Source organism: Amycolatopsis lurida, from assembly GCF_900105055.1.
Classification (GTDB): Bacteria; Actinomycetota; Actinomycetes; order Mycobacteriales; family Pseudonocardiaceae; genus Amycolatopsis; species Amycolatopsis lurida.
The window spans coordinates 7,673,098-7,686,124 of sequence record NZ_FNTA01000004.1 but is presented as its reverse complement, the minus strand read 5'-3'; the positions used below and the strand labels follow the sequence as shown (position 1 = coordinate 7,686,124).

General features: G+C 66.7%; 8 protein-coding genes and 2 rRNA genes. All 10 read right to left on the bottom strand.

Annotated features, from left to right (window positions below; genetic code table 11):
* Positions 1-17: 17 nt before the first annotated feature.
* Positions 18-965, bottom strand: a complete 948-nt coding sequence (locus BLW75_RS41485) for a copper transporter (RefSeq protein ID WP_034322273.1) — start codon at positions 963-965, stop codon at positions 18-20.
* Entirely contained in the window at positions 962-2,146 is a 1,185-nt protein-coding gene (gene steA / locus BLW75_RS41480) for a putative cytokinetic ring protein SteA (protein ID WP_034322271.1), read from the bottom strand. The genes BLW75_RS41485 and steA overlap by 4 nt, the downstream gene beginning before the upstream one ends.
* 263 nt (positions 2,147-2,409) lie before the next feature.
* Entirely contained in the window at positions 2,410-4,206 is a 1,797-nt protein-coding gene (gene recN, locus BLW75_RS41475) for a DNA repair protein RecN (RefSeq protein WP_034322389.1), read from the bottom strand.
* Between the two features lie 104 nt (positions 4,207-4,310).
* Complete coding sequence (locus BLW75_RS41470; protein WP_034322268.1) at positions 4,311-5,222, bottom strand: NAD kinase; 912 nt, start codon at positions 5,220-5,222, stop codon at positions 4,311-4,313.
* The gene (locus BLW75_RS41465; protein WP_034322265.1) at positions 5,219-6,034 is read right to left on the bottom strand and encodes a TlyA family RNA methyltransferase; all 816 of its coding nucleotides are present in this window, start codon (positions 6,032-6,034) and stop codon (positions 5,219-5,221) included. Before BLW75_RS41465 ends, BLW75_RS41470 begins: the two co-directional genes overlap by 4 nt.
* Before the next feature lie 4 nt (positions 6,035-6,038).
* Entirely contained in the window at positions 6,039-6,245 is a 207-nt protein-coding gene (locus BLW75_RS41460; RefSeq protein WP_034322263.1) for a hypothetical protein, read from the bottom strand.
* A 58-nt stretch (positions 6,246-6,303) separates the two neighbouring features.
* The gene (locus BLW75_RS41455; protein WP_034322259.1) at positions 6,304-7,293 is read right to left on the bottom strand and encodes an HAD-IIA family hydrolase; all 990 of its coding nucleotides are present in this window, start codon (positions 7,291-7,293) and stop codon (positions 6,304-6,306) included.
* Positions 7,286-9,235: a hypothetical protein gene (locus BLW75_RS41450; RefSeq protein WP_034322255.1), complete on the bottom strand. Its 1,950-nt coding sequence runs from the start codon at positions 9,233-9,235 to the stop codon at positions 7,286-7,288. The genes BLW75_RS41455 and BLW75_RS41450 overlap by 8 nt, the downstream gene beginning before the upstream one ends.
* Before the next feature lie 163 nt (positions 9,236-9,398).
* Positions 9,399-9,515 (bottom strand): 5S ribosomal RNA (gene rrf / locus BLW75_RS41445).
* 82 nt (positions 9,516-9,597) lie between these two features.
* Positions 9,598-12,734: ribosomal RNA gene (locus BLW75_RS41440) — 23S ribosomal RNA — on the bottom strand.
* Positions 12,735-13,027: the final 293 nt, after the last annotated feature.

Sequence of the window (13,027 nt, the reverse complement as noted above, 5' to 3'; positions counted from 1 at the left end):
ACGAATTGCGATGGAGGCTAGTTGCCGTCGGCCGCGATACCGGGGGCCGGAGCCTGGGCGTTGCCCGCGATGCCGTAGCGGCCTGCGCCGCCTTCGAGCTGCTCGCGCAGCGCCAAGATCGTGGTGACCCGGCCCGCCGCGGTCTCCGCGTTGTCCACAGTGGACAGGATCGAGGTCGACGAGGTGTCGGCGCGGACGACACCGATCGCGCCGGTGCCGTCGGCGGATCCCGCGTCGCCCGCCAGGACGGTGCCCGCCCCGGAACGGTCCAGCTGCGCGGCGAACCGCGCGATGGTCGAGGCACGGTCACCGGCGCCGTCCCCGGTGTACTTGGTACCGGTGAGCACGATCGCGAGCTGCGCGGGCTTCACGTCCCCGCCGGTCTTGAGGAAACCGCCGTCGGTGAGCCCGCCGAGCGCGGCCGCCAGCTCCACCGGTGTGGACTGCGGCTGCGCGTTGTCCTTGTTCAGCAACGCCACCGAGCCGAGCAGAGCGCCCGCGAGGGTGCCGGGGTCGCCCGCGGTCGGGAACTGGACACCCGCGGGCTGGAGCCGGGACACGAGGTCACGCAGCTGATCGGACCGCATCGGGTCGGAGAACGCCTCGGTCAGCTGGATCTCCCCGGTGACGGCGGCGCCGGCCTGACCGACGAGCTGCTTGAGCGCGTCGCGGTCCGCGGGCTTCGCGTCCTCGGTGGTCACCAGCACCACCGAACGCTTGTCCAGCTGCCCGGCGACGACCTTCGGCCCCATCGCGCCGGCGAACGCGTCCGCGTCGCCGAGCCTGGCGTTGAGCGTGTTGCGCTGTGCCTCCAGATCCGCGACCTGGGAACCCAGATCCTCCTTCTGGCCGGCGAGACCGGAAAGCAGGGCACCGTTCAGCGCCGTGGACCCGAGCACCACTCCGAGGGCGAGCGCCAGGAAGCAGGCGGCGATGGAAACGATGTGGTACCGCAGTGAAATCACGTGAAGAGTCCCTTGCCCCAGGCGATGAACGAGTTCCAGGTGTCGCGGATCCAGTCGAGGTAGACCGATCCCACGTCGGACACCAGCAGTGCGGCCGCGACGGCCACCAGGGTCGCGACGACCAGGAGGACGATGGCGCCGATGGACACCCGGCTGCGGTGCAAAGTCGCGACCGCCTTGCCGTCGACCAGTTTCGTGCCGAGCTTGAGCCGGGTGAGGAACGTCGACGGGTTCGAGCCGGAGCGGCCGTGGTCGAGGAACTCCCGCAGCGTCGCCTGGAAACCGACGGTGACCACCAGGCTCGCCTCGTGCGCGTCGGCCAGCAGCAGCGCCAGGTCCTCGGCGTTGCCCGTCGCGGGGAAGGTGACCGCGCCGATCCCGAGGTCCTGGATGCGCTCGACACCCGGCGCGTGCCCGTCTGGTTGCGCCGGCACCACGACCTCACCGCCGCTCCGCAGCGTCTCCGCGCCGATCCCGTGCGGGTCGCCGACGATGACGTCCGGCTGATACCCCTGCGCGCGCAGGGTGTCGGCGCCGGCGTCGACACCGATCAGCACCGGCCGGTGCTCGCCGATGTACTTCTTCAGCTTCTTGAGGTCTTCGGCGTGCCCGTTGCCGCCCGCGACCACGAGGGCGTGCCGGTCCTTGAGCGGAACCCGGATCTCCGGGACACCGACACCGTCGAGGATGAGGCTGCGTTCCCGGCGGAGGAATTCGATCGTGTTCGCGGAGAACGCCTCGAGCTGGGTGGACATCCCGGCCTTGGCCTCGATCATCTGGTCCGCGACGCTTTCCCGCGTCTGCTGGACACCAGAGCCGAGCTGCCGCTCACCGATGTAGACGACGCCCTCGTGCAGGCGGAGTTTCGTGCCGTCCTTCACCTTGCGCAGCAGTTCGCCGCCGACCGAATCGACGAGCGGGATCCCGGCCTCCAGCAGGATCTCCGGGCCCAGGTTGGGGAAACGGCCGGAGATCGACGGCGAGGCGTTCACCACCGCCGCGACTTCGGCCTCCACCAAGGCATCGGCCGTCGACCGGTCCAGGTCGAGCTGGTCGAGGACGACGATGTCGCCGGGGCTCAGCCGTCGGAGCAACTCGCGCGTACGCCGGTCGACCCTGGCGACGCCGGTGATCCCGGGGAGGGTCTCTTGGTTACGCGAGAGCAGGCCGGTGAGCTTCATGCGACCGATAGTGACAAATTCGCGCGGCCTTCCGTGTCCGCCACGCCGATGGAAACACGCCGATTAACCCACACCGGTTCGGCCTCGGCCTCCCGCGACGAACGTTGCGAAAGCCACTTTCGCAACCTTCAGCGTTGCGAAAGTGGCTTTCGCAACCCTCACCTGAGTACCTCGGCCCCGTCAGAGCGAGAGAAGTAGTGAAGGCCTCCTTCACCACCCTGAAGGTAGGGAAGGAGGCCTTCACGGACTCACGCAGGCGGAGCTTACTTCGCTTTCTTTCGCTTCCCTCCGCGACGGGCTTTGGGCTTGTCCGGCGCGCTCTTGTCGGCCTCGGCCACGGCGAGCAATTCCTCCGCGTGCGCCCGGCCGGTCTCGGTGCTTTCCATTCCGGCGAGCATGCGGGCGAGCTCGACGACACGCTCGGATTGTTCGAGCACGCGCACGCCACTGCGCGTCACTCCGCCGCTGGTGCCCTTGTCCACCACCAGATGCTGGTCGGCGAACGCGGCCACCTGCGGCAGATGCGTGACCACCAATACCTGATGACTGCGCGCCAGCCGCGCGAGCCGCCTGCCGATCTCGACCGCGGCCCGGCCGCCGACCCCGGCGTCGACCTCGTCGAACACCAGTGTCTGCACGGTGTCCGCGTGCGCGAGGACGACCTCGATCGCCAGCATCACGCGGGAAAGCTCACCACCGGAAGCAGCCTTGTGCACCGGAAGCGGCGGCGCGCCGTTGTGCGCCCGGAGCAGCAGCTCGACATCGTCGACACCGTCGGGCCCGGCGTGCACGAGCCTGCCGTCGACCTTCACCGCGTGCGCGTCGCTCTCGTCCACGGTGCGCCGCTCGACGGTGATCTCGATCTCGGCCTGGCCCATGGCGAGCCCGGACATTTCGGCGGTGATCGCCTCGGCGAGTTCGGCGGCGGCCTCGACCCGCGCCTCCGACAACGTGAGCGCGTGTTCCGCCAGCGTGACGGCGAGTTCGTCGCGGCGCTTGGCCAGTTCGGCCAGCGCCTCTTCGGAGGTGTCCATCGTGGACATCCGGCGGCGGGCGTCGTCGGCCCACGCGAGTACGCCGTCCACATCGGCCGCGTATTTGCGCGTGAGCCGCTTCAGATCCGCCTGGCGCGCGAGCACCTTCTCCAGGAGCGCCGGGTCGGCGTCGAGCGTTTCGAGGTAGCTGCCCAGCTCGGTGCCCACTTCGGACAGCAGCACCGAAGCCTCGTCCAGCCGGGGCCCGAGTTCACGCAGCACGGCGTCTTCGGAACCGGTCAGGTGGCGGCTCGCCTCCCCGATCAGCCCCAGCGCGCCGGGAGCGTCCGGATCCCCGTCCGCCGAACCGGCGACGGCGGCGTGTGCCGCGCTCGCCGCCGACCGCAGTTCGTCGACCGCGGCGAGCCGTTTGATCTGCTCGGTGAGCTCGGTGTCCTCGCCGGGTTCCGGCGCGACGGCGTCGATCTCGGCGAGGCCGTGGCGCAACAGGTCGGCCTGCTGCGCCATCTCGCGGGAGCGGGTGGAGCGCTCGGTCAGTTCGGCGACGACGGCGAGCCACTCGTCCCGGACCGCGCGATAGCGCTCGAGCGGTTCGGTGACGGCCTCGCCGGCGAACCGGTCGATCACCGCGCGCTGCTCGGCAGGCCGCAGCAACCGCAGCTGATCGTTCTGCCCGTGGACGGCGATCAGTTGTTCGGACAGGTCGGCCAGTACCCCGACCGGCACCGAACGGCCACCGAGGTGGGCACGGGACCGGCCGTCGACCGAGACCGCGCGCAGCGCGATGACGCTGCCGTCCTCGTCGACCTCCGCCCCGGCGTCGGTGACGATCCGGGTGGCGCCCTCGGCGCCGCCCAGCTCGAAGCGGCCTTCCACGAAGGCCTTCAGCATTCCCGTCCGCACCTTGGACACTTCGGCTCGGCCGCCGGAGAGCAGGTGCAACCCGCTGACGACCATGGTCTTGCCCGCACCCGTCTCACCGGTGACGACGGTGAAGCCCGCGTGCAGTTCCAGCAGGGCGTCCTCGATGACTCCGAGGCCCTGGATGCGCATCTCGGCCAGCACGACGCCCACCGTAGCGGCCCACCCCGACCATTCCCGCACCCGGCACGTCATGAAAGGGGCCTTGACGACGAAAGTTGTCTTCAAAGGCCCTTTCACGCCATCCGTCAGCGGGCGTGTCGCTCCCGCCAGCCCTTGATCGGCAACGAGAACTTGTGCACGAGCCGGTCGGTGAACGGGCCTTCCCACAACCGGACCAGGCGCACCGGCACCCGGCCGCAGGTGACCCGCACGGACGCGCCGGCGGGGAGATCGAAGGTCCGCGATCCGTCGCAGGTCAGGACGGCGGGCGACCCGTCAGGATCGATGGCGACGGTGATCTCCGAGTCACGGGAGACGACCAGCGGCCGGGAGAACATCGCGTGCGCGTTGCTCGGGACCACCAGCAGGGCCTGGACGTCCGGCCAGATGATCGGCCCGCCCGCGGAGAACGCGTACGCCGTCGAGCCGGTCGGAGTGGCGCACAGGACGCCGTCGCAGCCGAAGGACGACACCGGCCTTCCGTCGACCTCGATGAGGGCGTCCAGGACGCGCTCCCGTGAGCTCTTCTCGACACTGGCCTCGTTGAGCGCCCAGGTGTGGACGGTCTCCTCACCGTCGACGGTCACGACGACGTCGACGGTCATCCGCTCTTCGACCTGGTAGTCGCCGTCGACGGCACGCTGGACGGTGTCGGCGAGCTTGTCCGAATCGGCCTCCGCCAGGAAGCCGACCCGGCCGAGGTTCACGCCGAGGACCGGAACGCCGTTCGGCCTCGCCAGTTCCGCTGCCCGCAGCAGGGTGCCGTCGCCGCCGAGCACGAACACCAGCTCGGTGCCGGCGGCGGGGTCCTGCTCCGGTGCCATGACCGTGCAGGGCGCGCCGATCCCGCCATCGGCTTCCAGCATCTCCCGGACGTCTTCGTCGAGGACCCGAAGCCGCACCCCAGCCTTGGCGAAACGGGCCGAAACCTCGCGTGCCGCGTCCCGGGTCGCGTCCCGGTCCGGGTGCACGACGAGCAGCACCTCGCGATCGCTCATTGGGGTCCCTCCAGGACTGCGGTCCGGACGAGCCGCTCGGCGTCGGTGCCGGCGGTCTCCCCCGCCCCGCGGGTAAGCCAGACGAAGTATTCGACGTTCCCCGACGGCCCGGGAAGCGGGCTCGCCACGACGCCGCGCAGGCTCAGGTCCAGCTTTTCGGCCTCGGCCAGCACACCGAGCACCGATTCGGCGCGCAGTTCCGGATCGCGGACGACGCCGCCGCTGCCCAGCCGGTCCTTGCCCACCTCGAACTGCGGTTTCACCATCGGCACCAGATCCGCGCCGTCCCGCGCGCAGGCGGCCAGCGCGGGCAGCACGAGTTTGAGCGAGATGAACGAGAGGTCCCCGACCACGAGGTCGACCTGCCCGCCGAGGTCTTCCGGGGTCAGGTTGCGGACGTTCGTCTTGTCCAGGACGACCACCCGGTCGTCGGTGCGCAGACGCCAGTCCAGCAGGCCGCGGCCGACGTCGGCGGCGATCACCGTGGCGGCGCCGTTGCGCAGCAGGACATCGGTGAAGCCACCGGTCGAAGCGCCCGCGTCGAGACAGCGTTTTCCCTCGGTGGAAAGACCTTGCGGGGTGAAGGCTTCGAGCGCGCCGAGCAGTTTGTGCGCGCCGCGGGACGCCCAGCCGGGATCGTCGCTGTCGCGCACCACGATCGGCGCGCCGGACTCGACCCCGGTCGCGGGTTTGGTGGCCACCATGCCGCGCACGGTGACCTTGCCTTCGGCGATCAGCGCCGACGCCTGCTCCCGGGATCGCGCGAGTCCCCGCCGGACGAGCTCCGCGTCCAGACGGGCGCGTTTGGGCACGCGGTCAGACCTTGTCGATGGTGGACAGCGCCACCGTCAGCTCGGTGTGCACGGCCTCGAACCGGTCGACGTGCTCCGAGAGCGGAAGCGCGGCGAGGTCGTCAAGACCCGCCACGGCTTCGTCGATCCCGGCTCGGGGATCCGTGTCCTGCTGCGTGTACTGATCCGCCTGGGCCGCCGGAGGCCCGGGCACCGGCGGAGGGCCCGGCACCGGCGGTCGCGGCACGGGGTGGAAGTGGTCTTGCACCCCACCAAGTTAGCAGCGCTGGTCAGCCGAGGCGCAGCTCGGCGAGCGCGGCGCGGGCGGTGTCGCCCACACCACGGACCTCGGTGATCCCCGAGTCCCAGGCCGCCGCGCACAACGCGCGCAACAGGTCGAGGGAGTCGCCTTCACCATCGGCTTCGAGGACGTCACCCTGTGCGGTGACACGCCAGCCGTCCTTGGGCCCGATTTCGAGAAGATCCGCCCGGCTGCTCAGTCCGGACAGGTCCTGCGCGAGGTAGCGCGGACGCTCTTCGGGCCTCGCCGAGATCAGGGACGCCGCGTCGGCGACGCCGGTCAGGACGCAGAGCGCGTCGATCCCGGCCGCGACCGCGCCCTCGATATCGGTGTCGAGCCTGTCGCCGACGACGAGGGCACGTTCCGCGCCCGCGTCCCGCGCCGCCGTCGTGAACAGCCCCGGCGCCGGCTTGCCGGCCACCAGCGGTTCGACGCCGGTGGCGGTGCGCAACGCGGCCACCATCGACCCGTTGCCCGGGAGTAGTCCGCGTTCGCTGGGCAGGGTCGCGTCGACGTTGGTCGCCACCCAGAGCGCGCCCGCGCGGATGGCGAGGCACGCCTCCGCGAGAGCGGCCCAGGTGTTCTGCGGCGAGTGCCCTTGGACCACGGCCGCCACGTCCGGGCCGGTTTCCCGGACCGTCTTCAGGCCGGCGGATTCGATCTGGGCGGCCAGTGAGTCCGTACCCACGACGAGGACCACCGCGCCCGGGGGCAGCCGCTCACCCAGGAGGGCGGCGGCGGCCTGAGAGCTCGTGTGGACCTCTTCGGGGGTGGCGGGCAGCCCGAGTGCCTCCAGGTGCGCGGAGACCTCCGCGGGTGCCTTGGAGGCGTTGTTGGTCACCCAACGGACGGCCGTCCCGTGGTCCCGAAGCGCCCGGAGTGCTTCCGGTGCGCCCGGGACCACCTTGCTGCCGTGATAGACCGTGCCGTCGAGGTCGAACAGGACCGCGTCGTACCCGGCCGACAGGGCGTCAGCCATTCGTGAGCTCCGCGGCGCGCTCGGCGGCGTCGGTCTCGTCCTCCTCGTCGGCCTCTGCCGCGTTCAGGAACCAGCGGATCGCCTCGTCCTTGCGGTCGGCGGCGGCGAGGTTGTCGGCGTAGGCGTAGAACAGCCGGGCGCTCCACGGGTCGCGCTTCTCCGCCTTGAGGTCGTCACCCTGCAGGGAGACGACGGCGGCGTCCAGCTGGCCGAGGTCACGCCGCGCACCGGCCGCGACGATCGCGAGTTCGATCTGGGTCGCCTTGGACAGGCGCTCCTTGTCGACCTCCTTCGCGAGGTCGAGCGCCCGCTCCGGCCGGCCGATGGCGCGCTCGGCGTCGGCGATGATCGCGATGTGGTCGTCGGCCCTGGTCATCCGGCGGACGGCCCGCAGCTCGGACAACGCCTCGGACCAATTGCCCGCGTGGTAGGCGACCAGGCCGAGCGCCTCACGGACGATCGGGACCCGCGATGCCTTGGCCTTCGCGTACTTGGCGTGCTCCATGGCGGCTTCGGGATCCTCGTCGACGAGGCCACCGGCCGCGACCAGGTGCTTGCCGACGGTTTCCGCGAGTGCCTTGGGCAGGGTGCGGAGTTCCCGGCGGACCTCTTCGTCGAGGTCGGAGAACTCGATGCCTTCGGGCAGCTCGGGAGCTTCGAGCAGCTCCCGAGCCAAGGTCTCGTCGTCGACCGGCCTGTCCTCGGTACGCGGAGACGGACGGAAGTCCTTGCGGCCTTCGGACCGGTCGCGCTGGGGACGGTCGTCGCGCTTGCGGTCGAACCCACCACGGGAGTCGCCGCGCTTGTCGTCGTAGCGCTTCTCCGGGCGGTCACCGGAAGGGCGACGGTCCCCGCGGTTGTCACGGTCGCCGTAGGGCTTGCGCTCGTAGCCACCACCGCTGGGACGACGGTCACCCGAGGACGAGCCGCGCCGGTCACCGTTGTACCCGCCGGAACGGGAACCGCCACGATCGTCACGGTCGCGATAGGACTTGTCGCCGCCACGGTTGTCGCGGTCGCCATAGGACGGACGCCGGTCGTCGCGATCGCCGTAGGACTTGCCCTGGGGGCGTCCCTCGTAACGGTTGCCGGACGGGCGGTCGTCGGAACGGCCGCGGTTGTCCGAGCCGTAGCCGGAACGGGCCGGGCGGCTGTCCGAGCGCTTCTCGTACCGGCCCTCGGAACGGTTGTCCGAGCGGCTGTCCGAACGATTGTCGGAGCGGTTGTCGTAACGGCGCTCAGGACGGCTGTCGGACGAGCGGTAGCCGCCCCGGTTCTCGGACCGGTAGCCACCACGGTTGTCGCTGCCACGATTGTCGCTGCCGCGGTTGTCGCCGCCGCGGTAACCACCGCGGTCGCCACCACGGCTGTCGCGGTTGTCGGACCGGTAACCGCCGCGGCTGTCGCCACCCCGGTTGTCCGAGCGGTAACCGCCCCGGCTGTCTCCGCCACGGTTGTCCCGGCTGTCACCGCCGCGATATCCACCGCGGTCGCCACCACGGCTGTCGCGGCTGTCCGACCGGTAACCGCCGCGGTCGCCGCCCTTGTGGTCGCGGTTGTCGCGCCGGTCGTCCGAGCGGAAGCCGCCACGACGTTCGTTGTCGCGGCCGCCGGACCGGTCGTCGCTGTTGTAGCGGGGGCGGTTGTCGTCGCGCCCCTGGCCTGCGAATCGGCTGCCACCGGGGCGCTGGTCACGGGGGCCGTCGCCGCTGCGCGGGGGTTTGCCGGAGTAGCTGCTTCCGGAACCGCGGGCACCGCGGTCGTCCCTGCGCGGGCGGCCCTGGTAGCCACCATCGCGGCCGCCGCGGTCCTGCCGTCCGCCGGCGGAACCGCGCCGGTCACCTCGCTGCGCGTCAGACCGGCCTCCGCGGGGACTGTCGTCCCGGCGACCCGACCGGCCGGACGCGCCATCATCTGAGTCACGTCGACCGAACTCGGACACCTGGCCTCCTGCCACTATTGAAAAGTTTCGACACTTGCACCCACCTGCCAGGTGGGCCAACGGACCATTCTAGTCGGTCCATGGACATGAAAAGAGACAGGGCCCTGACCGGGGAGAACCTGTTGGGGTTCTCAACCCTGGTCAGGACCCTGTCCTGAAGTTAGTCCGGCGGTGTCCTACTCTCCCACAACCCTTCGGTTGCAGTACCATCGGCGCTGTCAGGCTTAGCTTCCGGGTTCGGAATGGGACCGGGCGTTTCCCTGACGCTATAACCACCGAAACACTACGAAACAACACACACTCGTTCGTTTCCACGATCGGTGTGGTGTTTCAGAGCTGTAGAGTGGATGCGTAACATCTTCGTGGGCAAGTCCTCGGCCTATTAGTACCAGTCAACTCGACAACACATTACTGTGCTTCCATTTCTGGCCTATCAACCCAATGGTCTGTTGGGGGCCTTAACCCACAAAGGGGTGGGATACCTCATCTTGGAACAGGCTTCCCGCTTAGATGCCTTCAGCGGTTATCCCTTCCGAACGTGGCCAACCAGCCATGCCACTGGCGTGACAACTGGCATACCAGAGGTTCGTCCGTCCCGGTCCTCTCGTACTAGGGACAGCCTTCCTCAAGTATCCTACGCGCGCGGCGGATAGGGACCGAACTGTCTCACGACGTTCTAAACCCAGCTCGCGTGCCGCTTTAATGGGCGAACAGCCCAACCCTTGGGACCTACTCCGGCCCCAGGATGCGACGAGCCGACATCGAGGTGCCAAACCATGCCGTCGATATGGACTCTTGGGCAAGATCAGCCTGTTATCCCCGGGGTACCTTTTATCCGTTGAGCGACACCCCTTCCACCAGGTGGTGCCGGATCACTAGTCCCGACTTTCGTCCCTGCTCGACATGTCTGTCTCACAGTCAAGCTCCCTTGTGCACTTGCACTCAACACCTGATTGCCAACCAGGCTGAGGGAACCTTTGGGCGCCTCCGTTACTCTTTAGGAGGCAACCGCCCCAGTTAAACTACCCATCAGGCACTGTCCCTGAACCAGATCATGGTCCGAGGTTCAGATTCCCAATCCGACCAGAGTGGTATTTCAACAACGACTCCACCAACACTAGCGTGCCAGCTTCACAGTCTCCCACCTATCCTACACAAGCCGAACCGAAAACCAATACCAAACTATAGTAAAGGTCCCGGGGTCTTTCCGTCCTGCCGCGCGTAACGAGCATCTTTACTCGTAGTGCAATTTCGCCGGGCCTGTGGTTGAGACAGCCGGAAAGTCGTTACGCCATTCGTGCAGGTCGGAACTTACCCGACAAGGAATTTCGCTACCTTAGGATGGTTATAGTTACCACCGCCGTTTACTGGCGCTTAAATTCTCAGCTTCACCCCGAAAGGTTAACCGGTCCTCTTAACGTTCCAGCACCGGGCAGGCGTCAGTCCATATACATCGTCTTGCGACTTCGCATGGACCTGTGTTTTTAGTAAACAGTCGCTTTCCGCTGGTCTCTGCGGCCACCCACCCCTAGTCCGCAAGGGACTTCAGAGTGTTTGGCCCCCCTTCTCCCGAAGTTACGGGGGCATTTTGCCGAGTTCCTTAACCACAGTTCACCCGATCGCCTTAGTATTCTCTACCTGACCACCTGTGTTGGTTTGGGGTACGGGCCGTGCACGCACTCGCTAGAGGCTTTTCTCGGCAGCATAGGATCACTCTACTTCGCCTCAATCGGCTACGCATCACGTCTCAACCTTCATGAGCGGCGGATTTGCCTACCACTCGGTCTACACGCTTACACCAGTACTACCACTCACTGGCGGAGCTACCTTCCTGCGTCACCCCATCACTCGACTACTACGGAATCAGATCCCACGCTCCACAACCAATCTCCACCCCGAAGGGTCTCGACTGGCGCTTTGGGTGGTTAGTATCAACCGCCTCATCCTGGGCGCACGTGCTCGGGTACGGGAATATCAACCCGTTATCCATCGACTACGCCTGTCGGCCTCGCCTTAGGTCCCGACTTACCCTGGGCGGATTAGCCTGGCCCAGGAACCCTTGGTCATCCGGCGGCAGAGTTTCTCACTCTGCATTCGCTACTCATGCCTGCATTCTCACTCCCACACCCTCCACGACTGGCTTCCGCCGCCGCTTCCCTGGATGCAGGACGCTCCCCTACCCATCCGTGCGACTAGACATCTCTTCAAGAGAGACGCCGATCTATATGCACGAATGACACAGCTTCGGCGGTGTGCTTAAGCCCCGCTACATTGTCGGCGCAGGACCACTTGACCAGTGAGCTATTACGCACTCTTTCAAGGGTGGCTGCTTCTAAGCCAACCTCCTGGTTGTCTGGGCAATCCCACATCCTTTCCCACTGAGCACACACTTGGGGGCCTTAGCTGGTGTTCTGGGCTGTTTCCCTCTCGACGACGAAGCTTATCCCCCGCCGTCTCACTGCCACACTCTCACACCACGGTATTCGGAGTTTGGTTGATTTCGGTAACCCGGTAAGGCCCCTAGACCATCCAGTAGCTCTACCCCCGTGGAGAAACATGTGACGCTGCACCTAAATGCATTTCGGGGAGAACCAGCTATCACGGAGTTTGATTGGCCTTTCACCCCTACCCACAGCTCATCCCCTCAGTTTTCAACCTAAGTGGGTTCGGCCCTCCACGTCGTCTTACCGACGCTTCAGCCTGGCCATGGGTAGATCACTCCGCTTCGGGTCTAGACCACGCGACTCAGACGCCCTATTCAGACTCGCTTTCGCTACGGCTACCCCACACGGGTTAACCTCGCCACGCAGCACTAACTCGCAGGCTCATTCTTCAAAAGGCACGCCATCACCTCAACATCACAAGGATGTGCTCGGGCTCTGACGGCTTGTAGGCACACGGTTTCAGGTACTCTTTCACTCCCCTCCCGGGGTACTTTTCATCTTTCCCTCACGGTACTAGTCCGCTATCGGTCTTCAGGAAGTATTTAGGCTTACCGGGTGGTCCCGGCAGATTCACAGCAAATTCCACGAGCTCGCTGCTACTCGGGAACACCAAACAAACGATCCACAACGTGTTTTCGCGTACGGGACTCTCACCCACTCCGGTCGCCCATCCCAAGACGTTCCACTAACACGCGTAACCGCTCCGAGGACTGTCAGATCCTCGACGCTGGGTCCCACAACACCACACACACAACGCCTGACAGCTTGACATGTGCATGGTTTAGCCTCTTCCGCTTTCGCTCGCCACTACTCACGGAATCACGGTTGTTTTCTCTTCCTACGGGTACTGAGATGTTTCACTTCCCCGCGTTCCCTCCACACACCCTATATATTCAGATGCGGGTAACACCACATAACTGGTGCTGGGTTTCCCCATTCGGAAATCCTCGGATCACAGCTCGGTTGACAGCTCCCCGAGGCATATCGCAGCCTCCCACGTCCTTCATCGGCTCCTGAAGCCAAGACATCCACCATGTGCCCTTAACAACTTGACCACAAAGATGCTCGCATCCACTCTACAGTTCTCAAACACCACACCAGAAACAAACAGCTCCCGGAGCTCGTGTAAGCCCCTCGGCGTGTTGCCTCAGGACCCAACAGCATGCCAGCGAACATCGAAATTCCCTTGACCCCGCAGCACACGTTCCACGCACCCGAAGGTGCAGTACTAGCCCGTGCAGGCATCAAGCGAACCGACATAAACCAGTAGTTCCACAATTCCTTGAGCAACCAGTGCCAACACACGGTCGGTGTTGAAACCCTGGCCACTCCACCAACCGTTGGTCCG

Coding starts and splice junctions, on each gene's coding strand:
- BLW75_RS41455 (WP_034322259.1), bottom strand. CDS start 7,293: ATGGCTGACGCCCTGTCGGCCGGGTACGACGCGGTCCTGTTCGACCTC.
- steA (WP_034322271.1), bottom strand. CDS start 2,146: ATGAAGCTCACCGGCCTGCTCTCGCGTAACCAAGAGACCCTCCCCGGG.
- BLW75_RS41470 (WP_034322268.1), bottom strand. CDS start 5,222: ATGAGCGATCGCGAGGTGCTGCTCGTCGTGCACCCGGACCGGGACGCG.